Genomic DNA, 24,119 nt, shown 5'->3' with positions numbered 1-24,119 from the left:
GTGCGCGTGGTGTTGTTCGGCTACCAGAAGTGGGGAGCGCGGCTGCTCGCGAGCCTGCTAGAGACCCGTCACGAGGTGGTGCTCTGCGTGAGCCACCCGGAGAGCCTCGGTGAGCACGAGCCGTCGATCTTCCAGGAGCCGGTGGCCGACCTCGCCCGGGAGCACGGCATCCCGGTGCTCTACCGGGACAAGGCCGTGGACGACGAGCTGGTCGCCGCGATCGCCGAGCACGGCGCCGAGATCGGGGTGGCCTGCAACTGGCGCACCTGGATCTCCCCGGAGGTGTTCGGGGCCCCGCCGCGCGGCACCGTGAACACCCACGACGCGCTGCTCCCGAAGTACGCGGGCTTCTCCCCGCTCAACTGGGCGCTGATCAACGGCGAGTCGCAGGTGGGCATCACCGCGCACTGGATGGACGCGGACCTCGACCGCGGCGACATCATCACCCAGCGGACCGTCCCGGTGACCGCCACCGACACCACCGAGGACCTGTTCCACCGCACCGTCGAACTGTTCGGCCCGCTGACGGTCGACGCGCTCGACCGCGTCGAGTTCGGGCCGTTCGACTGGCAGCGCCAGGACCCGGAGCACGCGAGCTTCTTCCACAAGCGCGCCGACCCCGACAACCGCATCCACTGGGACCGCTCCGCGAAGGACCTCGTCAACCTGGTCCGCGCCCAGACCGGGCCCTACCCGAACGCGTGGTGCCTGCACGAGGGCCGCCGGCTCCGCGTCCTCGAGGCGAGCGTCTCGACGAACCGCGCGGGCGGCAACCACGGCCGGGTGTTCGCCCGCGAGGGCCGCGGCGTGATCGTGGTGGCCGGCCCCGACTCCTGGCGCGGCGACCAGCACGGTCTGGTGCTGCAGCGGGTCAAGGACTCCGACGGCGTCGAGTACGTCGCCGGGGACTACTTCCGGCGCATGGGCGACTACCTCGGCTGAAACACGGACCACACCATGCGGTGACAGCGCGTCACGACGAGGTCGCGGCGAGGTCGACGTTCCGGGACATGACCGTCATGTCCCGGAACCACCTCGGGGGACCGATCCCATGACTGCCACCCGCAAACGACTCGCCGTCCTCGGCGGGGTCCTGCTCGTGCTCGCCGGCGCGGGCGTCGCGTTCGCCGCGTACCTCTCCAGCGGCTCCGGCTCCGGTCAGACGACCTCCAGCGTGGCCGTGAACTCGACGATCAGCTCCAACACCCCGGGCGCGCAGCTCTACCCGGGCTCGACGAGCACCTACACGGTGACGATCAACAACCCGAACCCCTACCCGGTGAAGGTCGTCTCGATCAGCGCGAGCGCCTCGGAGGTGACCAGCGGCGGCTGCCCCGCCGGCACCGTCACGAGCCCGGCCGTCGCCAACCCGGCCGGGACGATCGCGCCCAACGGCACGGTGAACTACCCCCTGACCGCCACCATGGCGGCCGACCCGGCGAACTCCTGCCAGGGCCAGACGTTCACGATGCCGCTGACCGCCCAGCTCGCCTCCGCGGCCGGGTGAGGGTCGACTCGCTGCTCCAGCGGGAGGGGCGCGGCCCGGTCGAGCGGACGGGGCCGATCCCGCTGCCGGGCAGACGCCCACGCCATCTCGCCCCGTCGCGCCGCCCCGGCGCGACGGGCGTCCAGCCGCCGCCCGACGACACCGTCACCCGGCCCTTCACGGCCCAGGCCTCCGCGACATCTCCGTCGCGTCCCGGGGGCGCGGCCTTCGCCGTGCCCCCGGGGGCGTTCCCGCCGCCGGGCACGGTCCCGGGGCTGATCCCGGTGGTGCCCCGGGGCCGCGAGCCGCGTCCCACCCCGCCGGCGGGGACCCCGGCGCCAACCCTCGAGCGCGCCCGCGCGCCTCGTCCGGACGGCACCGGGCCGGTCCCGGTCGACGACGAACCCACCACCCCGTCGCGCCGCCGGCGCCGGTGGTGGCCGCTGGGGCGCGCCCGGATGTCGCGCCGCGCGCTCGTGATCGCCCTCGCGGCCGTCGCCGCCGTCCTCGGCGCCGCCGGGATCGCGGTCGCGGCGTGGCTGTTCTCCGGGACGGGCCGCCCGGGCGTCTCCGCGGGCACCGCGCTCGCCCCTACGACGACGACCGTGGCCGGCAGCGCCGTCACCTCCGGCCTGCTCACCCCCGGCACCACGGGGACCGCGGTCGTCACCCTCACCAACCCGAACCCCTACCGGGTGCGGGTCACCTCGATCGCCCCCGCGGGCGCCGTGACCGCGTCCGGCGGCGTCGGGACCTGCGCCACCACCGGGGTGAGCTTCACCGCCCAGACCCCGCCCACCCTCCTCCTCGTCAAGGGGGCGAGCACCACGCTGACCCTCCCCGGCGCGGTCGCCATGTCGACCGCCTCCGAGTCGGGCTGCCAGGGCGCGACGTTCTCGGTGCCGGTCACCGTCGCGGCGGTGAGTGCACCGTGAGCCGCGCCCTGGTCACCCTCCTGACCGTCGGGGCCCTCCTCGCCGGTGGCGGCGTCGCGTTCGCCGCGTGGACGAGCAGCGGGCCGGGCACCGTCACCGCCCGCGCCGGGGCACTCACCGCCCCCACCGCCACCGCCACCGCCTGGAGCTGCGGGTCCACGGCCGCCGCACCCCGGTTCGCCGGCGGCGATCGGGCGGTCGAGGCGTTCCCGGCGGCCGCGCCGACCACCACCGCACCGGCGGCGCCCCTGGCGGCGACCACCACCACGGTCCCGACGACGACGCCCTCGAGCGCCGCGCCGACGACCACCCCGTCGGTGACCCCCACCACCTCGGTCCCGGCCCCGGCCGCCGCGACCACGACCACCACGACGACCACGGTGGCGCCGCCGACGAGCTCGACGAGCGGGGTCGTCACCGGCCTCGGGGCGGCCGCGGCCACCCTGAGCTGGACGTCGACGGGGGCGGCGGGCTACCAGTTCCAGGCCGCCACCACGGCGGACTTCGCCAACCCGGTGGCCGCGGGCACCACCGCCGCGACCTCGGCGACGGTGACGGTGCGCGCGATCCTGCCGACCACCGTGTACCTCCGGGTCCGCGGCGTCGTCGGCGCCTGGACCGGGCCCTGGAGCCCGGCACTGACCACCCGGGCGGGGCCGTGCCTGCTGTAGCGCTCACCTGCAGGATCCGGGAGGTTCCACCAGAGTGGTCGCCGTGACCGTTGCTCCTCCCGAACTGGTCGTCCTCCTCGACCCCGCCGGCGCCGCCCTCGGCACCGCCGACAAGACCGGGGTGCACCACGCCGACACCCCGCTGCACCTCGCGTTCTCCTGCTACCTCGTCGACGACGACGGCCGGGTGCTGATGACCCGCCGCGCCGCGACGAAGCGGACGTTCCCCGGGGTCTGGACCAACAGCTTCTGCGGCCACCCCGCCCCCGACGAGCCGTTGGACACCGCCGTGCGCCGCCGCGGTCGTCAGGAACTGGGGCTCGACGTGGGCCCGCCTCGGCTGGTGCTGCCCGGCTTCCGCTACCGCGCGGAGCAGGACGGGGTGGTCGAGCACGAGATGTGCCCGGTGTTCGTGGCCTCCGCGACCGGGACCGCGCAGCCCGAGGCGGACGAGGTCGACGAGGTGCGGGCGGTGCCGTGGGGCGACCTCGTCTCCGCGGTGCGCGACCGGTCCTGGCCGGGGCTCTCCCCGTGGTGCGTCGAGCAGGTCGAGGAGCTGGCGACGCTGGGGGAGGGTCCCCTGTCGTGGCCCGAGGGCGACGCCACGGCCCTGCCCCCGGCGGCCCGGCTCGCCTGACCCGCCCGTCAGCCCGTCGGGTGACCCGGGTAGGTCCCGAACTGCCAGTGGTTGCCCTCGGGGTCGAGCAGGGTGCAGTCGTGCGAGCCGTAGTCGGTGTCGTAGGGCTCGGCGACCGGCTTCGCCCCGGCGGCGACCGCGCGCGCCCAGACCTCGTCGGTGTGCGCGGCGTCGCGGGTGACCACGTAGCCGCCGAACGTCCCGGGGGACAGGGACCACGCGTTCCCCGGCTCGTCGCGCTCCTGGCCCATCATGATCCCGCCGCCGGGCGGCCACGCGAGCTCGGCGTGCGCGACGCCGCCGTCGTCGCCGGTGTACACGACGGTCTCGGTGAACCCGAACGCCGAGACGTAGAAGTCGATGAGGGCGCGGGCGTCGCGGGCGCGCAGCGTCGGCCACACCTGGGCCGGAGGGGTGTGCTGGTTCATGCCGCCCAGCCTGGCGTCGGGGCGGGGTCGGTGTCTTGGACGGAACCGATCGCGGGACCGACGAGGCCGCCGTGGACCTCCTCCGCCACCCACCGGGTCGCCGAGCACCCGGCCAGGGCCCGGAACTCCCGGGCCAGGTGCGCCTGGTCGGCGAACCCGTGGACCACCGCGACGTCGGCGAGGTCGAGCCGGCCGGCGATCGCGCGGGAGGTGATGTCCTGGCGGGCCCGGTCGAAGCGCGCCAACCGCCCCGCGACCTTGGGCCCCACCCCGAACTCGGCCCGGAAGCGGCGCGAGAGGTGGTCCTCGCTCCACCCGACCTCGCGGGCGGTCGCGCGCACCGAGCGGCCCGCGAGCACCCGCGCCCAGGCGTGCCGGACCTCGTCGGAGGTCGCCGGGCCGTCGTCGTGGGTCCGTCGCAGCCGGTCGAGGACGTCGTCGAGGGCGGCGAAGCGCTCCGTCCACGTGTCGCCGGTCCCGATGCGCTCGACCAGCTCGTCGCCGACGCGGCCGAGGACGTCGGCCGCCTCCACCGACACCCCCGCCAGCTCCGCGGCCGGCAGGCCGAACAGGGCCCGGGCGGCGAGCGGGGGCACGGAGAGCTGGATGCCGGTCTGGACGCCGTCGTGCACGATCCGCTCCGGGGCGGCGTGCAGGCCCGCGAGACACGCCCGGAAGTGCGCCCGGGTGCCGTCGGGGGCCTCCAGCTCCAGGTCCGGCCCGATCGGGAGCACGAAGGTCAGGGTCGGCGACGGCAGCCCGCGGTGGGTGCCGGGCGCGGCGAGGCGCACGTCGTAGGCGTGGTAGCTCACCGGCCCGTGCTGCACGGGAGCCAGTGTGGGCGCCCGACGTGCCGACCGACCAGCCCGAACCCCGGAGGAGGTGTGCGCGGGGCCACGTCCGTGTCAGGATCCGGGCATGATCTTCATCGCCGTCAAGTGGACGATCAAGCCGGAGTACGCCGACCGGTGGCCGGAGCTCTCGAAGGAGTTCACCGAGGCCACGCGGTCCGAGCCGGGCAACATCTTCTTCGAGTGGAGCAAGAGCCTCGAGGAGGAGAACACCTACCAGCTGGTCGAGGCGTTCCAGGACGACGCGGGCGGCGACCACGTGAACTCCGACCACTTCAAGAAGTTCGTCGCCGAGGCGCCCGACTACGTGGCCAGCACGCCGAAGATCGTCAGCGTGCAGGGCGTCGACGGGAACGGCTGGGGCGAGATGGGTGAGGTGCAGCCGCGCTGAGCGTCCCGGAGCTGGGCCTCGTCGAGCTGGCGGCGGCGATCCGGGCCCGCGAGGTCTCGTGCGTCGAGGTCGCGGCGGCGACGCTGGAGCGGATCGACCGGGTGAACCCGGCGGTCAACGCCGTCGTCGCGCGCCGCGACCCCGCAGCCGTGCTCGACGAGGCCGCGGTCCGCGACGCCGAGCTGGCGCGCGGGCACCACCGCGGCGTGCTCCACGGGGTGCCGCAGGCCGTCAAGGACCTCGCCGAGGTCGAGGGCCTGCGGTTCACGGCGGGGTCGCCGGTGTTCGCCGACCGGGTGGGGCTGGTCGACGCGCCGCACGTCGCGCGGATGCGGGCGGCCGGGGCGGTGTTCGTCGGGAAGACCAACACCCCGGAGATGGGGTTCGGCTCCCAGACCTACAACCCGGTGTACGGGACGACGCTCAACCCGTACGACCCGACCCGCACCGTCGGCGGCTCGTCCGGCGGCGCGGCCGCGGCCCTCGCGACGCGGATGCTCCCGGCCGCGGACGGCAGCGACTACATGGGCTCGCTGCGCAACCCGGCCGCGTGGTGCTCGGTCTACGGGCTGCGGCCCTCGCGGGGCCGCGTGCCCGGCGTGCCCGGCTTCGTCGCGCAGATGGGCGAGGCGGGGCCGATGGCGCGCTCGGTGGCCGACCTCTCGGCCCTGCTCGGGGTGCTGACCGACGGCCCCCCGGTCGGCCCGCTCGACCGCGCCGACCCGCTCGACCTCACCGACCTCGCGCCGGCCGACCCGGCGGGGCTGCGCGTCGGCTGGCTCGGCGACCTGGATGGTCGGCTGGCGACGGAGCCCGGCCTGCTCGACCTGGCCCGCGCCGGGTCGGCCGACGTGCTGGCCGGGCTCGGGGCGGAGGTGGAGGACGTCGTCCCGGCGTTCGACCTCGACCGGCTCTGGGACGCCTTCCTGGTGTGGCGCTGGTGGAACGCCTGCGAGATGGCGCCGCTGCTGGAGCGCCGCGAGCTGCTCAAGCCCGAGCTCGTGTGGGAGATCGAGGCGGGCCTCGCGACGTCCGCGCTCGACGTGCACCGGGCCGCCGCGGTGCGCGCGGAGTGGTTCCGCGCGGTCGTCGGGATGTTCGGGCGGTTCGACGTCCTGCTCGCCCCCGCGACCCAGGTGCACCCGTTCCCGCACGACGTGACGTGGCCGCGGGAGATCGCCGGCCGGCCGATGGACACCTACCACCGCTGGATGGAGACGGTGGCGCCGTGGTCGATGGCGGGCGTGCCGGTCCTGGGGATGCCGGCGGGATTCACCGCCGAGGGCCTCCCGGTGGGCGTGCAGCTCATCGGGCCGCCGGGCGGCGACCGCCGGGTGCTCGAGGTCGCGCTCACCCACGAGGCGGCGACCGGGGCCCGCGCCCGGCCGCCGGGTCTCGCCTGATGTCAGCGACGTGCCATCGCTGACGTCAGGTTTCAGCGAAGTGCCACCGCTGACACCGGCTCCGGCTCGTGCACCGGGCGCAGCAGCCGCGCCTGCCAGGCCGCGTAGGCGATCGCCGCCGCCGCGACGAGGCCGGCCACGGCCAGGGCGAGCGTGAACGCCGCCCCCGCCACCCCGGCGGACGACGGGTCGACCGCCAGCGTCCCGCCGAGGGTGTCGCCGGGGACGCCGGCCGGGAGGCCCGCGCGGTAGACCACGGCCGCGACGCTGCCGAGCACCGCGATCCCCAGCGCCCCGCCGAGCTCGAAGCCGGTCTCCGAGATCGCGGACGCGGCCCCGGACCGGTCGGTGGGGGCCGACTCCAGCACCAGGTCGGTGGTCAGCGTCTCCACCATCGCCAGCGCCAGCCCGGCGACGGCCATCCCGACGACGACCGCGAGCGGCCCCGCCCCGAGGGCGAGCAGACCGAGGACCGCGAAGCCGCCCGCGGCCACCGAGAGGCCCACGACGACGAGCCGGCGCACGGCGAACCGCCGCGCCAGCCGGGCGGCGACGAGCGCCCCCGCGACACCCGCGAGGCTGCCGGGCAGCATCCACGTGGCGGCGACGAGCGGCGACATCCCCACCACGAGCTGCAGGTACTGCGGCACGAGCACGAGCAGCCCGATCAGGGCGAACACGCAGAGCAGGTTGGTCGCCACCGACACCGAGAAGGCGCGGTGGGAGAAGAGCGTGAGGTCGAGCAGGGGGTCGGCCACCGCGCGCTGCCGGTGCACGAACACGGTGCCGGCGGCGAGCCCGACGACGCCGGCGACCACGCCGGTCGTCGTGAACCCGTCGGTCGCGAGCGACTTCAGCGCGTAGACGACCGGCAGCATCGCGGCGAGCGCGAGCCCGGCCGAGACGAGGTCGAAGCGGCCCGGGTGCGGGTCGCGGCTCTCGGGCAGGAGCACCGGGCCGAGGGCGAGCAGGGCCAGGCAGACCGGGACGTTGACCAGGAACACCGAGCCCCACCAGAAGTGCTCGAGCAGCCAGCCGCCGATCACCGGGCCCGCGGCCGCGCCGCCGGAGAACACCGCCGCCCAGACCCCGATCGCGCGTCGTCGGGCGCTCGGCTCGGGGAACACGGTCTTGATCAGCGAGAGCGTCGAGGGCATGAGCGTGGCGCCGCCGAGCCCGAGCAGGGCGCGGGCCGCGATCAGCGCCCCGGCGCTCGGCGCGAAGGCGGCCGCGACGGAGGCGAGACCGAACGCGGCGGTGCCGATCAACAGGAGTCGGCGGCGCCCGATGCGGTCGCCGAGGGACCCCGCGACGACGAGCAGGCCGGCGAGGACGAACGAGTAGACGTCGACGATCCAGAGCTGCGCGGCCGCCCCGGGGCGGAGGTCGGCCGAGATGGCGGGCAGCGCGGCCCCGAGCACGGTCATGTCGACCGTGATCAGCAGGACGGGTGCGGTGAGGACCCCGAGGGCGAGGGCTCGCCTGCGCATGGTGTGGCTCCGAGTTCATGGACAGTCCGGACGGTACAGTTTGAAACTGTACCAGCTGGACGGTGTAGTGTCCGCCCATGCCGCGACCCTCCCAGCGGGACCGCATCGTCGACGCCTTCGTCGACCACGTCGTCACCGACGGCCCGGAGACGGTGACCCTCGAGGCGGTCGCGGTCCGGGCCGGGGTCTCCAAGGGCGGCCTGCTCTACCACTTCGGCTCGCGGGAGGCCCTGCTCGGCGGCCTGCTCGACCGGGTCCGGGAGCTCACCGACGCCGACATCGCCGTGGCCCGCGAGCGCGCTGCGGCGGGCACCGAGACGCTCGCGCACTACTACCTGCGGACCTCCGCCGACGACCCGGCCAGCGACTCCGCGTTCTTCCGCGCCATGGTGGCCGTGCTCAAGCTCGCGGGCACCGAGGAGGCCGCGGCCGCCGCCGCGCGGGCCTCGATGACGGCCTGGCACGACGTGCTGACCTCCGAGATCGGCGACGAGCTCGTCGCCGACGTCGTGGCCGCGCTGGGCGACGGCATCTACCTGCGCGCGATCGCGCAGCAGGGCCCGACCGCGATCACCCGCGACTGGGACGCGACGCTCGCGGTGCTGCTGCCTGCCGCGACGCGCCCAGCCCCGTGACGGTCCGCCGTCGGCGATCCTGCCCGGCTCCGGCGTGGCCGACCCCACGGTGTGGCGGTCACTCCGGTCGGGTCACCCTGAGCTGGTGCAGCAGCAGCCCGACGAGGACGACCCGCGCGACTCCGCCCCCGCCGGCGCCGGCCCGGCCCCCGTCGACCGGCGGTTCGCGGCGCTCGTCGGGACGCTCCGCGCGACCGACCCGCGCTTCGCCCGCCGGGTCTCCGAGCCGTACCGCTTCACCAGCGGGCACCTCATGACGATCCTGGGCTTCGTCGCGACGGTCCTGCTCGGCATCGCGCCGCTCGTCGTCGGCATCCAGCTCCAGGCCGCGGTCCTGCTGACCGTCGGCGCGATCGGGACCGCGTTCTCCCCGCTCGTGGTGCCCCCGGTGGTCGGCCTCGTGCTCGCGCGCGTGCGTCCCGCCTGGTGACTCAGACCTTGACGGCGTCCCGGATCCAGCCGATCAGCTCGCCGTCGACCTCGTCCCGGTTCGTCTCGTTGAAGATCTCGTGCCGCGCCTCGGGCCAGACCCGGAACGTCACGTCGGTCAGCCCGGCCGTGCGGTAGCGGTCGACGAGGGCCTGCGCCAGCACCACGGGGCCGCTGACCGGGTCGTGCTCGCCGACCGCGACGTAGACCGGCAGCTCCTTCTGCATGGCGTCGAGGCGCTGCGGGTCGGCGACGTCGCGGCCCGCGGCGAACATCTCCGCCCCGCTCGTCGCGTCGAGCCCGAAGCCGCACCAGGGGTCGGCGACGTAGGCGTCGACCTGGGCCTCGTCGCGGCTGAGCCAGTCGTAGTCGGTGCGCGCGGGCGCGAAGGGCGCGTTGAACGCCGACAGGTCCACGGGTCCGGACGTGTCGATCGCGCCCTCGAGCTGGTCGAGCAGCGTGGTCCCGGAGAGCACGGCGGCGTCGACGTCGGCGGAGTGGTCGAGCAGGAACTGCTGCACCGCGAACGAGCCCATGCTGTGCCCGAGGAGCACCACCGGCACGCCGGGGAAGTCCTCGCGGCCCCGCTCGACCAGCCGGCCGACGTCGGCCACCAGCTCGCGCCAGCCGCCCGCGCCGAGCGCACCCGGCTCGGTCCCGTTCGCCCGGGCGGTCGCGCCGTGGCCGCGGTGGTCCTGGCCCTGCACGACGAACCCGAGTGCCGTGAGCCGGTCGGCGAGGTCGCCGTAGCGGAGGACGTGCTCGCCCATGCCGTGGGTGAGCTGGACGACGCCGCGCGGCTCGGCGTCGGGCAGCCACCGGAACACGGCGACCGTGTGGCCGCCGGCGGACGGCAGGTCGATACGGGCGGGCTCGCTCATCGGCTGACTCCTCGTCGGGTCGGGCGGGAGGGAGTCTGTCCCGCCCGCCCCGCGAGCGCCAGAGGTGATCACGCGCGGCGGCGCCACCGCCACCAGGGGCGACGGGGGGCGGGGGCGGGCGGCTCGACCGGGACGGGCACCGCGGGACGGCCCGCCCGCCAGCGCTCGACGACCGCGTCGGCCGAGGGGCGGCGGATCGGGACCCGCGGACCCGACGGCGCCCGGAGGTAGGCCACCACCCGGCGGTCGAGGTCGGCGACGACGGCGCGCACCGCGGCCTCGTCGGGAAGGTCGCGGACGTCGTCGGGAAGGCGCTCGATCTCCTTGCGCAGGCGCAGCGAGGGCGGGAGCAGGGCGTCGGTCGGCACCCCCTCGGCGCGCATCTTCGAGCGCACCCACCAGAACTCGTCGTCGCGCGCGGGCAGGTCCAGCGGCTTGCCCGCGCCCGGGAGGTCGTCGAACGCGCCCTCGTCGTACGCGCGCCGGATCTGCTCCTCGACGAGTGACTCGTAGTGCTCCCAGTAGCTCTCGCCGCGCTCGCCCCGCACTCCTCCACGGTGCCCGAGGGGTGGCGGGGGCGCACGTCCTACTGGGCCTCGAGGACCACCGTCTGCGTCGCCCACGCCGCGAACGGGGCGGTGGGGGTGAGGGAGACCGGCGCGGCCGGGTCGGCGGCGAGGGCCGGGCGGGCGACCAGGGCGGTGGTCGCCTTGATGACGTTGTCGGCCTTCACGGTCCAGGCGTCGGTGAGCGGGTCGGCGACGGGGACGTCGGCGACGCCGCTGCCGGCGACGAAGTAGAGGACCTGGGAGGCGCTGTCGTCGGGGGCCGGGGCCGCGGTGACCGCGCCGCCGTTGCCGGTGGCCTCGCCGGGCGTGGTGACCGAATCGATGTGCGACCAGCCGCCGATCCCGCCGAGCAGGGTGGCGGGGGTGTCGACGGAGAAGGTGACCGGGCCGCCCGCGTTCTCGGCCGTCGTCGTGAACAGCGACACCGAGCCCGCGCCGCCGGGCAGCGCGGTGGTGCGCAGCAGGCTCCAGCCCTGGGGCGGGCGGACCTCCCCGGCGCCGGAGCGCAGGATCTGGGCGACGAGCACGTCGCCCTCCTCGACCCCGGCCGGGGTCGTCAGCGTGATCTCGGTGGCGGCGTCGGCCGCGGTGTAGCTCACGGCGCGCGAGAGCGGCAGGAACGGCACGGACGCCGCGACGACGATGCCCGCGACGAGGCCGATCACCACGAGCGCCAGCGCCCCGGTGGAGAGCAGGGCGGGCGAGGGGGCGCGGCGTCCGGCGGCGAAGCCCGCCACGACGAGCAGCCCGCCGAGGCCGACCGCGAGGCCGAGCAGCGTGGCGGTCGAGTCGGAGCGGAAGCCGCGGACGGCGAGCTCGGCGATCGCCACGACGATCCCGACGAGGGCGACCAGGGCGCCGAGCCCGATGAGAATCCGCTGCAGCGCGGGGGTCGGGGTCACCACGAAGACGACGACGGCCGTCAGGACGACCCCGACCGCGGCGGCCGCCCAGGCCACCGGGCTGGAGAGCGCCGAGGCGGACACGACCGCCAGCACGGCGACCACCACGGCCGCCCCGATCGCGACGACCTTGCGCACGTCCACCCGTTCCTCCTGATGCCTGACGGTCCTGCTCCGTCCGCCCATCCCGGTGGGGGCGGTCCGGCGGTGTCTCCACGGCGACCGGCTCATGACCATGTCGCTCGCGCAGGGTCCTCCGTTTCGGACGCGTGGGCCGCCGTCCGGTCGCCCGATCCAGGTCACGGTTGCATCACGAAATGCGCGCGAGGGGTCGGAATGCGAAGTCACCCACTCGAATCGCCGTGCGCCGTTACGGAACGTGGTCCGTGGGCGATGCCCCCCGGACGCGGGTCGCGGACCCGCCGGGGAGGACACCGAGTGCTGCGGGGCTACGCGAGGGTGACGTCGGCGGACGACGACGCCGACGGCCAGGTCGACCGCCTGCGGGCCGAGGGCGTGGATGCCGACGCGATCCGGGTGGACCGGTCGGCGGGCACGCGCGGCGCCCGGCCGGAACTCGACGCGCTCCTCACCGGCCTGGAGCCCGACGACCTCCTCGTCGTCACCTCGCTCGACCGGCTCGCGTCCTCCGTGCTGCACCTGGTGCAGGTCGGGGCGCGCCTGCGAGCGGCCGGCGCCGGGCTGCGGGCCCTCGACGACCGCGTCGACACCACCGGCGACCCCGGCACCGGGTTCCTGGAGACCCTCGACCTGCTGGCCGGGCTGCAGCGCTCCGTCGTCTCCGCCAGCACCCGCGCGGGCCTCGACGCCGCCCGGGCCCGGGGCCGGCGGGGCGGGCGCCCGCCGCGGCTGGGTCCCGAGTCGGCCGCCGAGGCGCAGCGGCTCTACGACGAGGGCCGGTCGGTCACCGAGATCGCCGAGCGCCTCGAGATCCCCCGGACCACGGTCTACGGGCACCTGCGCCGCCCGAGCTGACCGGCGCGACCCGGTCGCGCGGTTAGGGTGACGGCACACGAGACCCAGGAGGTGGACGTGGAGGTCCTGACCGGCGCGGACGCGGTACGCGAGGCGGTGGGTCGCGAGTTCGGCCCCGGCGAGTGGTTCACGGTGGACCAGGGCCGGATCGACGGGTTCGCCGACGACACCGAGGACCACCAGTGGATCCACGTCGACCCCGAGAAGGCGGCGTCGAGCCCCTTCGGCTCGACGATCGCGCACGGGTTCCTCACCCTCTCGCTGCTCCCGCACCTCGCGAACTCCGCCCGCCGCTTCGACGGCGCCCGCATGGGCGTGAACTACGGGCTGAACTCGGTGCGCTTCCCGAAGCCGGTCGCGGTCGGCAGCCGCATCCGGGCCCGCGTGACGATCGCCGAGGTCACCGAGCTGCCCGACGGCGGTCTGCAGCTCGTCCAGAAGGTCGCGGTGGAGCTCGAGGGCTCCGACAAGCCGGCCTGCGTCGCCGAATGGGTCACCCGCAGCTACTACTGAGCCGCCCGCCCGGGGGATTCCGCGTAGGGTCCCCGGCCGTGTTCCTCACCCGTCGGCGTCACGTCGATCTGTGCCGGCTCGCGTCGGCGGTCTGTCCGGCGCGCTGACCCGCGCGCCCGACACCGCCACCCGTGAGGACATCTCCGTGAGTACCCCCAGCCCCGCCGCGCCCGTGCGCACGCCCCGCAAGGTCGCCGTCGCGTCCGCGATCGGCACCACCGTCGAGTGGTACGACTTCTACCTCTACGCCACGGCCACTGCCCTGGTGTTCAACACCCTGTTCTTCCCCGGGGTCAGCTCCACCGCCGGGACACTGGCCGCCTTCGCCACCTACGCCGCGGGCTTCGGGGCGCGGCCGATCGGCGCCGTCGTGGCCGGGCACCTCGGCGACCGGATCGGGCGCCGCACCGTGCTGGTCGGCGCCCTCCTGACGATGGGCGTCGCGACCACCCTGATCGGGGTCCTGCCGACCTACGCCTCGGTCGGCGTGCTCGCGCCCACCCTGCTGGTGGTCCTGCGCCTGGTCCAGGGACTCGCCGTCGGCGCGGAGTGGGGCGGCGCCGCGGTGCTCTCGGTGGAGCACGCCTCGGCCGGGCGCCGCGGGCTCGTCGGGAGCTTCACCCAGATCGGCTCGCCCGCCGGGATGCTGCTGGCGACCGGCTCGTTCTTCCTGGTCCGCACGCTGGTCGACCCGGAGACCTTCCTCGCGTGGGGCTGGCGGCTGCCGTTCCTCGCGAGCGCGGTGCTCGTGATCGTGGGGCTGGTGGTGCGCCTGCGCATCGTCGACGCCCCCGAGTTCGTCGCGCTGCGCGAGTCGGGCGACGTCGCCCGGATGCCCGTGGTCGAGGCGCTGCGGGGCTCCACGCGGTCGGTCGTGCTGACCACCGGCCTGCGCATCTCCCAGATCGCGCTGTTCGTCCTGGTCACCACCTACGGCCTGACCTACATCTCGCAGACCCTCGGCAAGAACTCGTCCGCCGGGCTGCTCGCCGTGGTGATCACCTCCGCGATCGGGCTCGCGAGCACCCCGCTGTGGGCCTACGTCTCCGACAGGGTGGGCCGGCGGCGGCCGTCGCTCTTCGGCGCCTTCACGGGCCTCGTCGGGCTGGCCCTGTTCTTCCTCGCGGTGCAGACCGGGTCGACCCTGCTGATCGTCCTGGCGTCCGTCCTCGCGATCAACGTCGCGCACGACGCGATGTACGGCCCGCAGGCCGCCTGGTTCGCCGAGCTGTTCGACGCCCGCGTGCGCTACAGCGGCGCCTCGCTGGGCTACCAGATCGGGTCGGTGCTCGGCGGCGGGTTCTCCCCGCTCGTCGCGGCCGCGCTCGTCGCCCTGACCGGGGCACCCTGGGCGGTCGTCGCCTACCTCGCGATCCTCACCGCGCTCACCGCCACCGCGGCCGGGCTCGCGCGCGAGACCGCGTTCGACCCCGACCCCGTCGCGGACCCGGACACCCCCGCCGTCAGGGTGTGACCATGTCCCGCCGCATCCACCTCAACGCCTTCGCCATGATGTGCGCGGGCCACCAGTCGCCCGGGCTGTGGCGCCACCCGTCGGACCAGGGCTTCCGGTACACCGACCTCGACCACTGGACCTCGCTCGCGCGCCTGCTCGACGAGGCCGGGTTCGACGCGCTGTTCCTCGCCGACGTCCTGGGCGTGTACGACGTGGCGGGCGGCTCCCGCGACGCCGCGGTGCGGGCCGGCATCCAGATCCCGCTGGGCGACCCGATGATGCCCGTCTCGGCGATGGCGGCGGCCACCACCTCGCTGGGCTTCGGGCTGACCGTCTCCACCAGCTACGAGCACCCCTACGCCCTGGCCCGGCGGTTCACGACGCTCGACCACCTGACGAAGGGCCGGGTCGGCTGGAACGTCGTCACCGGCTACCTGGAGAGCGCCGCGGCGAACCTGGGCCTCGGCGCGCAGCTGCCCCACGACGAGCGCTACGCCCAGGCCGACGAGTACCTCGAGGTGTGCCGGCGGCTGTGGACCGAGTCGTGGGAGGACGACGCCGTGGTGCGTGACGCCGCCGGCGGGGTCTACACCGACCCGGCCAAGGTGCACGACGTCGACTTCCACGGCCGGTACTACGACGTCCCGGGCCCGTTCCTCTGCGAGCCGTCCCCGCAGCGCTCGCCCGTGATCTTCCAGGCCGGGGCGTCGCCACGGGGGCTCGCGTTCGCGGGGCGGCACGCGGAGGCGGTGTTCGTCTCCGGCCCCTCGACCGCCGTGGTGGGCGGCCAGGTCGACCGGCTGCGCTCGGCGGTGTCGGACGCGGGTCGCGACCCCGCGTCGGTGACCGTGTTCGCCCAGCTCGCGCCGGTCGTCGCCGGCACCGCGGCCGAGGCGCAGGAGCTGTACTCGTCGTACCTGGAGTCGTTCTCCCTCGAGGGCGCGCTGGCGCTCTTCGCCGGGTGGACCGGCGTCGACCTCACCGGCATCGATCCCGACGAGCCCCTGCGCTACGTCGAGTCCGACGCCGGCCGGTCCGCGCTGGCCTCGTTCACCACCGACGACCCGTCGCGGGAGTGGACCGTCGGCGAGGTGGCCCGCCACCTCGCGGTCGGCGGCCGCGGGCCGGTGGCGGTGGGCTCGGGCGCCGAGGTGGCCGACGCGATGGAGACGTGGGTCGACGAGACCGGCGCCGACGGCTTCAACCTCGCCTACGCGGTGACCCCGGGGTCCTTCGCGCAGGTGGCCGAGCACGTGGTGCCCGAGCTGCGGCGCCGCGGCCGGATGCCGGCGACCCCGGAGCCGGGGACGCTGCGGGCGCGGCTCGCGTCGCGCTGACCCCCGCCGGGGCGAAGCGAGCGGCACTCTCGCTCACATAGAGGCAGCGGGAGTGCCGTTCGCTCCGGGAGGGGGCCTGCCTAGCCGCGCGCCGCCTTGCCGAGGGCGCCGCGGGCGATGATCACCTGCTGGATCTGGCTCGTCCCCTCGTAGATGCGGAAGAGCCGGACGTCGCGGTAGATGCGCTCCACCGGGACGCCGCGCATGTAGCCCGAGCCGCCGTGCACCTGGACCGCGCGGTCGGCGATCCGCCCGACCGCCTCCGAGCAGAAGTACTTGGCGGTTGAGGGGCCCGTGACCTTGTCCGAGCCGTCGTCGTAGGCCTTCGCCGCCTCGCGCACCAGCGCCCGGCCGGCGTGCCAGTCGGTGACGGAGTCGGCGACGAGGCCCTGGACGAGTTGGTAGGTCGCGATCGCGTGCCCGCCCTGCTCGCGGTTCGTCGCGAACTCGACCGTCTCGTGCACCAGCCGCGCGGCCATCCCCATGCAGAGGGCGGCGATGTGCAGCCGGCCGTGGGCGAGGCACTTCAGCGCGGTGACGTACCCCCGGTGCAGGCCCTCGTCCCCACCCACGAGGTTCTCCGCCGGCACCCGGACGTCGTCGAAGTAGACCTCGCTGGTCCACGACCCGCGCTGGCCCATCTTCGTGTCGTGCGGGGAGAAGCTCACCCCGGGCGACGAGGTCGGGACGAGGAAGGTGGAGATGCCGCGGGCGGGCGCCGCGTCGGGGTCGGTCCGCGCGAAGACCATGAGGACGTCGGCCAGCGGCGCGTTGGTGATCCACCGCTTCGTGCCGGAGATGACGAACTCCTCGCCGTCCCGCACGGCCGTCGTCGTGAGCGACGACGGGTCGGAGCCGGCCTCGGGCTCGGTGAGCGCGAACGACGCGACGACCTCGCCCGACGCCAGGCGCGGCAGCCACTCCTGCCGCTGCTCGGACGTGCCGCCGGTGAGCAGCACCTGCCCGGCGATCCCGTTGTTGGTGCCGAACAGCGAGCGCAGCGACGGCGTGGTCCAGCCGAGCTCCATCGCGAGCTCGACCTCCTCGGCCATCGAGAGCCCGATCCCGCCGTGCTCCTCGGGGATCGCGAACCCGTAGAGCCCCATCGCCTTGCACGCCTCGCGCAGCTCGGCGGGGACCTCGTCGGTCTCCTCGATCTCGTCCTCGCGCGGCACGACCTGCTCGCGCACGAACTCGCGGACCGACGTCAGGACGTCGGCGAAGTCGGACGGGTCCACGGGGGAGACCTCCTGGGGTCGGCGGTGACGGCCCCGCCATCTTCGCGCGTGGTCAGCCCGACGGCCGCACGACGATCTCCGTGAGGTGCGCGTCGCGCGACGCCGTCACGGCCGCGAGCACCGCCGCGGCCACCGACTCCGGGCGCAGGTAGCGCGCCGCGTCGTACTCGCCGCCCTCGTGGGCCACCACCGCGCGCTGCATGTCGGTGTCGACGCGCCCGGGGTGCACCGAGCACACGCGCAGCGCCGGCTCCTCGCCGCGCAGCGCGTCGGTGAAGGCGCGCAGCGCGAACTTCGACGCCGCGTAGGAGCCCCAGCCCGGCCGGGCGGCGAGGCCCGCGCCGGAGTTCACGGTGACGACCGACCCGCGGGTGGCCCGCAGCGCCGGGAGCAGCAGGCGCGTCAGCTCGGCCACCGCCACCACGTTCACCTCGAACTGCCGCCGCCACGTGTCCACGTCGAGCTCCGCGACGGTGCCCAGCATCCCGACCCCGGCCGAGTGCACGAGGACGTCGAGCTCGTCGATCCGCTCGGTGGCGCCGGCCAGGGCGACGGGGTCGGTGAGGTCGACCGGCCAGGGCAGCGCGCGGTCCCCGAGACGGGTCGCGACGGCGGCGAGCGCGGCGTCGTCGCGACCGCCGAGCAGCAGGTCGTGGGTGGGTGCCAGGGCCGCCGCGACGGCGGCGCCGATGCCGCGCGAGGCGCCCGTGACCAGGGCGAGAGGACGGTCGGTTGCCACACCGGGACCCTAGACAGTGCCCGTACACCCGGATCCGGGCGTTCCACTCCTCCGTGTGCAAACCGTCGGCGTGGCGTCACGGCGGGCGGCCGACCCCGTTGGACGGGGTACTGCTCCGTCCTACGGAGCGTGACGAGCACCCGGCGCGGCAATCCGTTCCCCAGCTGGCCCGCGCCCGCTCGTCGGGGACCGCCCCGACTCGGTTCCCACCTGGTGACGACGACCCGGCGCCTCGCCCCACGAGGCGCCGGGTCGTTCCATCTCAGCGGACGACGACGACCGTGTCACCCACCGACAGGGTGCGGAAGAACGTCCGCGCGACCGAGTCCGACAGGTGGATGCACCCGGCCGACTGCCGCGACAGGCTCCCGGTGTGGAAGGCGATCCCGCCGTTGAAGAACACCGACCACGGCATCGGCGCGTCGTTGAACTCGCTCGAGCGGTGGTCCGCGTCCTTCCACGTGACGTGGAACGTGCCGGTGGGGGTCCGCTCGCCGGGCCGCCCGCTGGTCATCGGCGCCGACCGCACCACCTCGCCGTCCTGCACCAGCCACACGCGCTTCGCCGAGAGATCGACGCAGGCGCCGTCGCCGCTGATGCTGCAGGGCATTCCCGACGACTGCTTCGTCGCGGCCGTCGTGGTGGTCGGCTTCGCCGTGGTGCGCTTCGCGGCGGCCTTCGTCGTGGTGGTGCGGGGCGCCGTCGTGGTGGTGGGCAGCGTGGTCACGTCCGCCGTGATCGGCGCGGCCACGGGCGACGCCGCGGCGGGGGCCTGGGCGATCGCCCGGTCGGCCACCGGGGCCGGCGCCGGACCGGTCATGGTGAGGCCGGCGGAGACCCCGAGGACCCCCAGTACCGCGACGGCCGAACCCGCCGCGCCGATCCTGGTCATCCGCATCCCGGCCCCCTGGTGTCCGTGGTCCTGCTGTGCTGGGGGAATCGCTGCACTGGGCCACTCGCGTTAGCCGCCTAGCCCGAAAGGATGATCAGGCCGCTTCGGGGTGGGAGGCCCGCGGAACCGCCTCCGACTAGGGTCGACGGCGTGGCCGATCTCGTGGTGGTGGGTGCGTCGCTGGCGGGTCTGCGGGCGGTCGAGGCCGTGCGCAACGACGGGTTCGCGGGGTCGATCGCGCTCGTCGGGGCCGAGGAGCACCTGCCCTACGACCGACCGCCGCTGTCGAAGGAGCACCTCGCCGACGAGGAGCCCGCCGACCCCACCTACCGCGAGCGCGAGAAGCTCGCCGAGCTCGACGTCGAGCTGGTGCTCGGCGCCCCCGCGACCGGGCTCGACACCGGCGAGAGGACGGTGGCCGTGGGCGACCGCGAGATCGGCTACACGGGCCTCGTCATCGCCACCGGCGCCGACGCCCGCGTCCTGCCCGCCTCGCTGTGCCCGCCCGGACTAGCCGGCGTCGTCACCCTGCGGACCCTCGACGACTCGCTGCGCCTGCGGGACCTGCTGCGCCAGGGGACACCGCGGGTCACGGTGATCGGCGCCGGGTTCATCGGCTCGGAGATCGCCGCGGTGGCCCGCAAGCGCGACCTCGAGGTCACGATCGTCGAGGCCCTGCCCGTCCCGCTGGTGCGCGGCGTGGGGGAGCGGATGGGCCGGGCGCTCACCGCGATCCACGAGCGGCAGGGCACGACGGTCCTCACCGGGGCGTCCGTCACCGAGGTGCGCGGGACCGACCGGGTCGAGACCGTCGTCCTGGCCGAAGGGACCGAGATCCCCACGGACGTCCTCGTCGTCGGGGTCGGTGCCGCGCCGAACACCGGCTGGCTCGAGGGATCGGGGCTGACGGTCGACGACGGGGTGCTCGCCGACGCGACCCTCGCCGCGGCGCCGGGGGTCTACGTGGCCGGCGACGTCGCCCGCTGGCCCAACGCGCTCTTCGACGACGTCACGTCCGAGCCGATGCGCCTCGAGCACTGGACGTCGGCCCAGGAGCAGGGGTCGCTCGCCGCCCGGCACGCCGTCGACCCGTCGTCGGCGAAGGAGTACACGACCGTCCCGTACTTCTGGTCGGACTGGTACGACAGCCGCATCCAGTTCGTCGGGGTCGCCCGCGCGGGGGAGGGCTTCGCCGAGGTGGAGACCGAGGTCGTCATGGGCGACGAGGCCGACGCGTTCGTCGCGCTCTACCGCAGCGGCGACCGCCTCATCGGGGCCCTCGCGGTCGACAAGCGCGCCGAGGTCATGCAGTACCGGCGCCTGATCATGAACCGGGCGAGCTGGGACGACGCCCTGGCGAAGGCCGAGGAGCGCCGGCAGCGGGCCGCGAAGAAGGCCGCGTCGGCGTGACGGCCGGGGTCGACCACCTCGTCGTCGGGACCGCCTCGCTGGAGCCCGGCGTCCAGTGGCTGGCCGACCGGCTCGGCGTCGCGCCGGCGGGTCGCGGGCGGCACCACCGGTACGGCACCCACAACGCCCTGTGGAACCTCGACGGCGGCACCTACCTCGAGCTGATCGCGGTCGACCCGGAGGCGCCCGACCCGGGCCGCCCGCGCTGGTTCGGGCTCGACCGCTTCTCCGGTCCGCCGCGGCTCGTGCACTGGGTGCTGCGCCGCCCCGACCTCGACGCGCCCTGGGCGGCCGAGCACGGCCGGCCGACCCCCCTCACCCGCGACCACCTCGCCTGGACCCTGACCGTTCCCGACGACGGCGGGTTGCCGGTCGACGGCTCGGGCGTGTGGCCCTCGCTGATCGCCTGGGACGGCGCGCACCCGAGCGACGGGCTGGACGACGCCGGGCTCGCGCTGGACCGCCTCGTGCTCTCCACCCCGGCGGCCGACTCCCTGCGCGCCCGGCTCGTCGCGGCGGGCCTCGTCGGGCACCTCGGGAACCGGGTGACGGTGACGCCGGGTCCCGTGGCGCTGCGCGCGGAGCTCCGCACCCCGGGCGGTCCGGTCGTCCTCTGAGCACGCTGGCGTTGCGGGACGCACACGGCGGGCGGGGGCGGAGCGGGATCCGAACTCGTGGGGCGTGTCGTCTCGTCCCTTGCGCGTGTCGCCACAGAACCAGGGATCGACGTCCGAGTCCGGTCGGCTGTGTGCGGGACGCACCGGGAGGGCCGCTAGCGGACGAGGCCGACGACCGCCGCGCCGACCAGCCCACCGCTGGTGAGCGTGAACGACACGACGCTCGCCGCCTGGTACCAGAGGCGCGAGACCGCCCGGGGCATGAACGCGAGTGGCAGGAAGAGGGTCGGGTTCAGCCACGTCCCCACGACGATCGCCGCCGCGAGCCAGGTGGGCAGGCCCGGCACGGCGAGACCCACCGCGATCAGGATGATCCCCATGATCACGTAGTCGAGGTGGGCCTGGAGGATGCGTCGCGGCGCCACGACCCCGGTCCGCTCGACGAGCTGCGGGGTGATCATGGTGGCCGCCACCGCCCACCCGAGCAGGGCGCCGAAGGCCAGCTCGACGAGGCCGATGCGCGTCAGGACGTCCACGGCGGGTGATCGTGCCAGCCGAGTGGACGCGGCGGGCTGTCCGCGGAGCCGTGGGCGCCCACTCGGCGATCTCGACGTTGCCGAGTGGGCGTCGAGGGTCGTCCGGACGACCATGAGCGCCCACTCGGCGAGCGGCCCCCGTACATCGTCCGATCGTGACGTCCAGTGTCAGCATGGCCGCAGTGCGGACACTCAGCTGACGTTCGCGGTGCGGATGTGGTCGAAGATCAGGCTGGTGACGGTGCCCGCGACGTCGCGGTGGGAGTTCAGGGTGGCGACGAGGTCGCGCAGCGCCCCGGTGCCCGACGTCGCGACGTGCAGCAGGTAGTCGTCGGCGCCCGCGACGAAGTAGACGTCGCGCACCGCGGGCAGGCGGCGCACCAGCCCGACGAACTCGCCAAGCCGGTCGCGGGCGTCGCTCTGCAGCCGCACCGAGATCATCGCCTGGAGCGGCAGGCCGACGGCCGCCGGGTCGACGTCGGCGTGGTACCCGCGGATCACCCCGCGCTCGCGTAGCGACCGCACGCGGGCGAGGCAGGTCGACGGCGCGATCCCCGCCGCCTCGGCCAGCGCGGCGTTGGTGGTGCGGGCGTCGGCGACGAGGTGGGCCAGCAGGGCGCGGTCGACCTCGTCGAGCGCCGCGGCGTCCCGCAGATCGTTCGGTGCGATGCGCGACCGGACCAGTGGATCGTCGGGAAGTTCGCTCACGCCCGTACGTTACAGAACCTTGTTCGTAGATGTACCGCTGCGGGCGCAGGACGTTCACCATGGGGACACACGTCGAACGGAGGACGCAGATGAAGGTCGCGGTGCCCGCCGAGGTCAAGGACAACGAGTTCCGGGTGGCCCTGACGCCCGGGGGTGTGCGCGAGCTGGTCGCCCACGGCCACCAGGTGACCGTCGAGCAGGGCGCGGGCGCCGGCTCCGCGTTCGGCGACGACGAGTACAAGGAGGCCGGCGCGCGGATCGTCGCGGACGCCGACGCGGTGTGGGGCGACGCCGAGATGGTCGTCAAGGTCAAGGAGCCGGTGGAGCCGGAGTACCACCGCCTGCGATCGGACCTGACGCTGTTCACCTACCTGCACCTGGCCGCGTCGCGCCCGTGCACCGACGCGCTGCTCGACGCCGGCACCACCGCGATCGCCTACGAGACGGTCACCCGCCACGGCGCGCTGCCGCTGCTCGCGCCGATGAGCGAGGTCGCGGGCCGGCTCGCCCCGCAGGTCGGCGCGTACCACCTGATGCGCTCGCACGGCGGCCGCGGCCTGCTGCTTGGCGGGGTGCCCGGAGCGCCCGCGGCGCACGTCGTGGTGATCGGCGGCGGCGTCTCGGGGGCGGCCGCGATCCAGATGGCGGTCGGCATGCACGCCCGCGTCACGGTGCTCGACAAGAACCTCGACACGCTGCGCGCGCTCGACGCCCGGTACGCGGGGCGGGTGCAGACCCTGTACTCGAACACCGAGAACCTCGAGCGCGCGGTGCTCGACGCCGACCTCGTGGTCGGCGCGGTGCTCATCCCGGGGGCGAAGGCGCCGAAGCTCGTGTCCAACGACCTCGTCGCGCGGATGAAGGCCGGCGCGGTGCTGGTCGACATCGCGATCGACCAGGGCGGTTGCTTCGAGGACTCGCGGCCCACGACGCACTCCGACCCGACCTTCCGGGTGCACGACGCGCTGTTCTACTGCGTCGCGAACATGCCCGGGGCGGTGCCGAACACCTCGACGCACGCGCTGACCCACGCGACGACGCCGTTCGTGCTCGCCCTGGCCGACCTCGGCTGGGAGGCCGCGCTCGACGCCGACCCGGGTCTCGCGGAGGGTCTCGCGACCCACGCGGGTGAGCTCTACAGCGCCACCGTCGGGGAGGCCCACGGGCTGCCGGTCGCCGCGCGGCGCTGAGTCTCCCGGCGCTGGGTCTCCCGGCGCTGGGCGGGGACCTCGACCGGCCACCGGGCGGCCGGGCGGTGCTGCGCGTCGGTCATGCCGCGCAGCGCGGCGGCGAGCTCGCAGGCGGCGTCGATCGAGGCGAGGTCGTACACCGACTCGAGACCCGCGGCCCGCACCGTGAGCCGGCCCAGGCGGCCGCCCCCGGCGCGCTCCTGGACCGACGCGGCGACCTCGAGGGCGTCGTAGCCGACGACCGTGTGGAACCGGCCGTCGCGCAGCACGACGTGCTCGGGCAGGAGGGCGAGCTCCCGCCGCGTGCCCGCGAAGGTGGGCACCGGGCCGTCCGCGCGCAGGTGGCGCGGCCCGTCGCAGCGCCGCGAGACCGGGTGGTGCACCGCCTTGTCGCCGACCTCCCACACCTGGGGCTCCCAGGAGGTGGCGGCGCACCGCACCCGCTCGAAGATCGCGACGAGCTGCTCGTGGCGGGCGTTCGGCGCCCCGCAGGTGACGGCGACCGTCCGGCGGGTGCGGTCGTGGCCGCGGGTCACCAGCACCGCGAGCGTCCCGACGACGAGGGCGACGGCCGCCGCCGCCGGCCCGGCCACGAGGGCGACCGCGACGGTGACGCAGACGCCCGCGAGTGCCACGAGCGGCGTCTGGGCGCGCGCCGCGGCCGCGGCGTCGAGGCGGTGGCGCAGGAGGTCGGCCTGCGGGGGTGTCGTGCCGGGCGGGACGGTGGGTCGGGTGCGGTGCACGGTCGCCACGGTCGGCCTCCGATCTCCGGGGGTCAT

29 protein-coding genes are annotated in these 24,119 nt (G+C 75.1%); 17 read left to right on the top strand and 12 right to left on the bottom strand.

Annotated elements, in window-relative coordinates; all coding sequences use genetic code 11:
- The 5 genes from ACFPBZ_RS18380 to idi all read left to right on the top strand — a co-directional run bounded on the left by ACFPBZ_RS18380 (nt 1) and on the right by idi (nt 3,729).
- Nucleotides 1-942, top strand: coding sequence for a methionyl-tRNA formyltransferase (locus ACFPBZ_RS18380; protein ID WP_378037544.1), 942 nt, complete (start codon nt 1-3; stop codon nt 940-942).
- 109 nt (nt 943-1,051) lie between these two features.
- Nucleotides 1,052-1,507 (top strand): hypothetical protein, encoded by a 456-nt coding sequence (locus ACFPBZ_RS18375; RefSeq protein ID WP_378037543.1) that lies wholly within the window; start codon nt 1,052-1,054, stop codon nt 1,505-1,507.
- Nucleotides 1,504-2,421 (top strand): hypothetical protein, encoded by a 918-nt coding sequence (locus ACFPBZ_RS18370; RefSeq protein ID WP_378037542.1) that lies wholly within the window; start codon nt 1,504-1,506, stop codon nt 2,419-2,421. Before ACFPBZ_RS18375 ends, ACFPBZ_RS18370 begins: the two co-directional genes overlap by 4 nt.
- Nucleotides 2,418-3,092, top strand: a complete 675-nt coding sequence (locus tag ACFPBZ_RS18365; protein ID WP_378037541.1) for a hypothetical protein — start codon at nt 2,418-2,420, stop codon at nt 3,090-3,092. Before ACFPBZ_RS18370 ends, ACFPBZ_RS18365 begins: the two co-directional genes overlap by 4 nt.
- 43 nt (nt 3,093-3,135) lie before the next feature.
- Nucleotides 3,136-3,729, top strand: coding sequence for an isopentenyl-diphosphate Delta-isomerase (idi, locus tag ACFPBZ_RS18360; protein ID WP_378037540.1), 594 nt, complete (start codon nt 3,136-3,138; stop codon nt 3,727-3,729).
- An 8-nt stretch (nt 3,730-3,737) separates the two neighbouring features.
- Here the strand turns inward: idi and ACFPBZ_RS18355 are convergent, their stop codons facing one another.
- Both ACFPBZ_RS18355 and ACFPBZ_RS18350 read right to left on the bottom strand, forming a co-directional pair.
- Nucleotides 3,738-4,157, bottom strand: coding sequence for a VOC family protein (locus ACFPBZ_RS18355; RefSeq protein WP_378037539.1), 420 nt, complete (start codon nt 4,155-4,157; stop codon nt 3,738-3,740).
- Nucleotides 4,154-4,984 (bottom strand): helix-turn-helix domain-containing protein, encoded by an 831-nt coding sequence (locus tag ACFPBZ_RS18350; protein WP_378037538.1) that lies wholly within the window; start codon nt 4,982-4,984, stop codon nt 4,154-4,156. Before ACFPBZ_RS18350 ends, ACFPBZ_RS18355 begins: the two co-directional genes overlap by 4 nt.
- 91 nt (nt 4,985-5,075) lie before the next feature.
- Here ACFPBZ_RS18350 and ACFPBZ_RS18345 point away from each other — a divergent pair, with 91 nt between their 5' ends.
- A complete protein-coding gene (locus ACFPBZ_RS18345) occupies nt 5,076-5,399 on the top strand; it encodes a putative quinol monooxygenase (protein WP_378037537.1) in 324 nt (107 codons plus the stop codon).
- The gene (locus ACFPBZ_RS18340; protein ID WP_378037554.1) at nt 5,396-6,802 is read left to right on the top strand and encodes an amidase; all 1,407 of its coding nucleotides are present in this window, start codon (nt 5,396-5,398) and stop codon (nt 6,800-6,802) included. The genes ACFPBZ_RS18345 and ACFPBZ_RS18340 overlap by 4 nt, the downstream gene beginning before the upstream one ends.
- 32 nt (nt 6,803-6,834) lie before the next feature.
- On the opposite strand, the gene ACFPBZ_RS18335 is transcribed toward ACFPBZ_RS18340, so the two are convergent.
- Complete coding sequence (locus tag ACFPBZ_RS18335; RefSeq protein ID WP_378037536.1) at nt 6,835-8,292, bottom strand: MFS transporter; 1,458 nt, start codon at nt 8,290-8,292, stop codon at nt 6,835-6,837.
- A 77-nt stretch (nt 8,293-8,369) separates the two neighbouring features.
- Between ACFPBZ_RS18335 and ACFPBZ_RS18330 the strand changes: the two genes are divergently transcribed.
- Nucleotides 8,370-8,927, top strand: coding sequence for a TetR/AcrR family transcriptional regulator (locus tag ACFPBZ_RS18330; RefSeq protein ID WP_378037535.1), 558 nt, complete (start codon nt 8,370-8,372; stop codon nt 8,925-8,927).
- Between the two features lie 85 nt (nt 8,928-9,012).
- Nucleotides 9,013-9,357, top strand: coding sequence for a DUF3040 domain-containing protein (locus tag ACFPBZ_RS18325; RefSeq protein WP_378037534.1), 345 nt, complete (start codon nt 9,013-9,015; stop codon nt 9,355-9,357).
- A 1-nt stretch (nt 9,358) separates the two neighbouring features.
- On the opposite strand, the gene ACFPBZ_RS18320 is transcribed toward ACFPBZ_RS18325, so the two are convergent.
- The 3 genes from ACFPBZ_RS18320 to ACFPBZ_RS18310 all read right to left on the bottom strand — a co-directional run bounded on the left by ACFPBZ_RS18320 (nt 9,359) and on the right by ACFPBZ_RS18310 (nt 11,852).
- Nucleotides 9,359-10,237, bottom strand: coding sequence for an alpha/beta fold hydrolase (locus ACFPBZ_RS18320; RefSeq protein WP_378037533.1), 879 nt, complete (start codon nt 10,235-10,237; stop codon nt 9,359-9,361).
- Nucleotides 10,238-10,305: 68 nt separating this feature from the next.
- A complete protein-coding gene (locus ACFPBZ_RS18315) occupies nt 10,306-10,785 on the bottom strand; it encodes a DnaJ family domain-containing protein (RefSeq protein WP_378037532.1) in 480 nt (159 codons plus the stop codon).
- A gap of 38 nt (nt 10,786-10,823) precedes the next feature.
- Complete coding sequence (locus tag ACFPBZ_RS18310) at nt 10,824-11,852, bottom strand: hypothetical protein (RefSeq protein WP_378037531.1); 1,029 nt, start codon at nt 11,850-11,852, stop codon at nt 10,824-10,826.
- 294 nt (nt 11,853-12,146) lie between these two features.
- Here ACFPBZ_RS18310 and ACFPBZ_RS18305 point away from each other — a divergent pair, with 294 nt between their 5' ends.
- From ACFPBZ_RS18305 to ACFPBZ_RS18285, 5 genes are read left to right on the top strand one after another with little or no spacing between them, the layout of a single operon-like run.
- Entirely contained in the window at nt 12,147-12,704 is a 558-nt protein-coding gene (locus ACFPBZ_RS18305) for a recombinase family protein (protein ID WP_378037530.1), read from the top strand.
- 57 nt (nt 12,705-12,761) lie between these two features.
- Nucleotides 12,762-13,217 carry a MaoC family dehydratase gene (locus tag ACFPBZ_RS18300; protein WP_378037529.1) on the top strand — a complete coding sequence of 152 codons (456 nt, stop codon included), beginning with the start codon at nt 12,762-12,764 and terminating at the stop codon, nt 13,215-13,217.
- On the top strand, nt 13,193-13,324 hold the full coding sequence (locus ACFPBZ_RS18295) for a putative leader peptide (protein ID WP_378037528.1): 132 nt from the start codon (nt 13,193-13,195) through the stop codon (nt 13,322-13,324). The genes ACFPBZ_RS18300 and ACFPBZ_RS18295 overlap by 25 nt, the downstream gene beginning before the upstream one ends.
- Nucleotides 13,325-13,362: 38 nt before the next feature.
- Nucleotides 13,363-14,691 (top strand): MFS transporter, encoded by a 1,329-nt coding sequence (locus tag ACFPBZ_RS18290; protein WP_378037527.1) that lies wholly within the window; start codon nt 13,363-13,365, stop codon nt 14,689-14,691.
- A gap of 2 nt (nt 14,692-14,693) precedes the next feature.
- Nucleotides 14,694-16,010, top strand: coding sequence for an LLM class flavin-dependent oxidoreductase (locus ACFPBZ_RS18285; protein WP_378037526.1), 1,317 nt, complete (start codon nt 14,694-14,696; stop codon nt 16,008-16,010).
- 80 nt (nt 16,011-16,090) lie between these two features.
- Here the strand turns inward: ACFPBZ_RS18285 and ACFPBZ_RS18280 are convergent, their stop codons facing one another.
- From ACFPBZ_RS18280 to ACFPBZ_RS18270, 3 genes are all read right to left on the bottom strand, one after another.
- On the bottom strand, nt 16,091-17,248 hold the full coding sequence (locus ACFPBZ_RS18280) for an acyl-CoA dehydrogenase family protein (protein WP_378037525.1): 1,158 nt from the start codon (nt 17,246-17,248) through the stop codon (nt 16,091-16,093).
- Nucleotides 17,249-17,300: 52 nt separating this feature from the next.
- A complete protein-coding gene (locus tag ACFPBZ_RS18275; RefSeq protein ID WP_378037524.1) occupies nt 17,301-17,987 on the bottom strand; it encodes an SDR family oxidoreductase in 687 nt (228 codons plus the stop codon).
- Between the two features lie 262 nt (nt 17,988-18,249).
- Complete coding sequence (locus ACFPBZ_RS18270; protein WP_378037523.1) at nt 18,250-18,879, bottom strand: L,D-transpeptidase; 630 nt, start codon at nt 18,877-18,879, stop codon at nt 18,250-18,252.
- A gap of 150 nt (nt 18,880-19,029) precedes the next feature.
- On the opposite strand from ACFPBZ_RS18270, the gene ACFPBZ_RS18265 reads away from it, so the two are divergent.
- Together ACFPBZ_RS18265 and ACFPBZ_RS18260 are read left to right on the top strand one after the other, a co-directional pair.
- Nucleotides 19,030-20,289 carry an NAD(P)/FAD-dependent oxidoreductase gene (locus ACFPBZ_RS18265; protein WP_378037522.1) on the top strand — a complete coding sequence of 420 codons (1,260 nt, stop codon included), beginning with the start codon at nt 19,030-19,032 and terminating at the stop codon, nt 20,287-20,289.
- Nucleotides 20,286-20,906: a VOC family protein gene (locus ACFPBZ_RS18260; RefSeq protein ID WP_378037521.1), complete on the top strand. Its 621-nt coding sequence runs from the start codon at nt 20,286-20,288 to the stop codon at nt 20,904-20,906. Before ACFPBZ_RS18265 ends, ACFPBZ_RS18260 begins: the two co-directional genes overlap by 4 nt.
- A gap of 155 nt (nt 20,907-21,061) precedes the next feature.
- On the opposite strand, the gene ACFPBZ_RS18255 is transcribed toward ACFPBZ_RS18260, so the two are convergent.
- Together ACFPBZ_RS18255 and ACFPBZ_RS18250 are read right to left on the bottom strand one after the other, a co-directional pair.
- Entirely contained in the window at nt 21,062-21,442 is a 381-nt protein-coding gene (locus ACFPBZ_RS18255; protein WP_378037520.1) for a hypothetical protein, read from the bottom strand.
- Nucleotides 21,443-21,634: 192 nt separating this feature from the next.
- On the bottom strand, nt 21,635-22,150 hold the full coding sequence (locus ACFPBZ_RS18250; protein WP_378037519.1) for an Lrp/AsnC family transcriptional regulator: 516 nt from the start codon (nt 22,148-22,150) through the stop codon (nt 21,635-21,637).
- Between the two features lie 89 nt (nt 22,151-22,239).
- On the opposite strand from ACFPBZ_RS18250, the gene ald reads away from it, so the two are divergent.
- Nucleotides 22,240-23,340, top strand: coding sequence for an alanine dehydrogenase (gene ald / locus ACFPBZ_RS18245; RefSeq protein WP_378037518.1), 1,101 nt, complete (start codon nt 22,240-22,242; stop codon nt 23,338-23,340).
- Here ald and ACFPBZ_RS18240 read toward each other — a convergent pair.
- The gene (locus ACFPBZ_RS18240; RefSeq protein WP_378037517.1) at nt 23,286-24,083 is read right to left on the bottom strand and encodes a hypothetical protein; all 798 of its coding nucleotides are present in this window, start codon (nt 24,081-24,083) and stop codon (nt 23,286-23,288) included. The genes ald and ACFPBZ_RS18240 overlap by 55 nt on opposite strands.
- Nucleotides 24,084-24,119 lie beyond the last annotated feature (36 nt).

It is taken from the genome of Actinomycetospora atypica, assembly GCF_042653685.1.
Lineage (GTDB): Bacteria > Actinomycetota > Actinomycetes > Mycobacteriales > Pseudonocardiaceae > Actinomycetospora > Actinomycetospora atypica.
Note: the sequence above shows the minus strand (reverse complement) of the source record. Positions and strands in the feature narration are given on the sequence as shown.

Bases quoted from the DNA above. Each gene is read 5' to 3' on its own strand.
- ACFPBZ_RS18285 (WP_378037526.1), top strand. From the start codon at position 14,694: ATGTCCCGCCGCATCCACCTCAACGCCTTCGCCATGATGTGCGCGGGC.
- ACFPBZ_RS18375 (WP_378037543.1), top strand. From the start codon at position 1,052: ATGACTGCCACCCGCAAACGACTCGCCGTCCTCGGCGGGGTCCTGCTC.
- ACFPBZ_RS18270 (WP_378037523.1), bottom strand. From the start codon at position 18,879: ATGACCAGGATCGGCGCGGCGGGTTCGGCCGTCGCGGTACTGGGGGTC.
- ald (WP_378037518.1), top strand. From the start codon at position 22,240: ATGAAGGTCGCGGTGCCCGCCGAGGTCAAGGACAACGAGTTCCGGGTG.
- ACFPBZ_RS18355 (WP_378037539.1), bottom strand. From the start codon at position 4,157: ATGAACCAGCACACCCCTCCGGCCCAGGTGTGGCCGACGCTGCGCGCC.
- ACFPBZ_RS18320 (WP_378037533.1), bottom strand. From the start codon at position 10,237: ATGAGCGAGCCCGCCCGTATCGACCTGCCGTCCGCCGGCGGCCACACG.
- ACFPBZ_RS18330 (WP_378037535.1), top strand. From the start codon at position 8,370: ATGCCGCGACCCTCCCAGCGGGACCGCATCGTCGACGCCTTCGTCGAC.
- ACFPBZ_RS18335 (WP_378037536.1), bottom strand. From the start codon at position 8,292: ATGCGCAGGCGAGCCCTCGCCCTCGGGGTCCTCACCGCACCCGTCCTG.
- ACFPBZ_RS18345 (WP_378037537.1), top strand. From the start codon at position 5,076: ATGATCTTCATCGCCGTCAAGTGGACGATCAAGCCGGAGTACGCCGAC.
- ACFPBZ_RS18295 (WP_378037528.1), top strand. From the start codon at position 13,193: ATGGGTCACCCGCAGCTACTACTGAGCCGCCCGCCCGGGGGATTCCGC.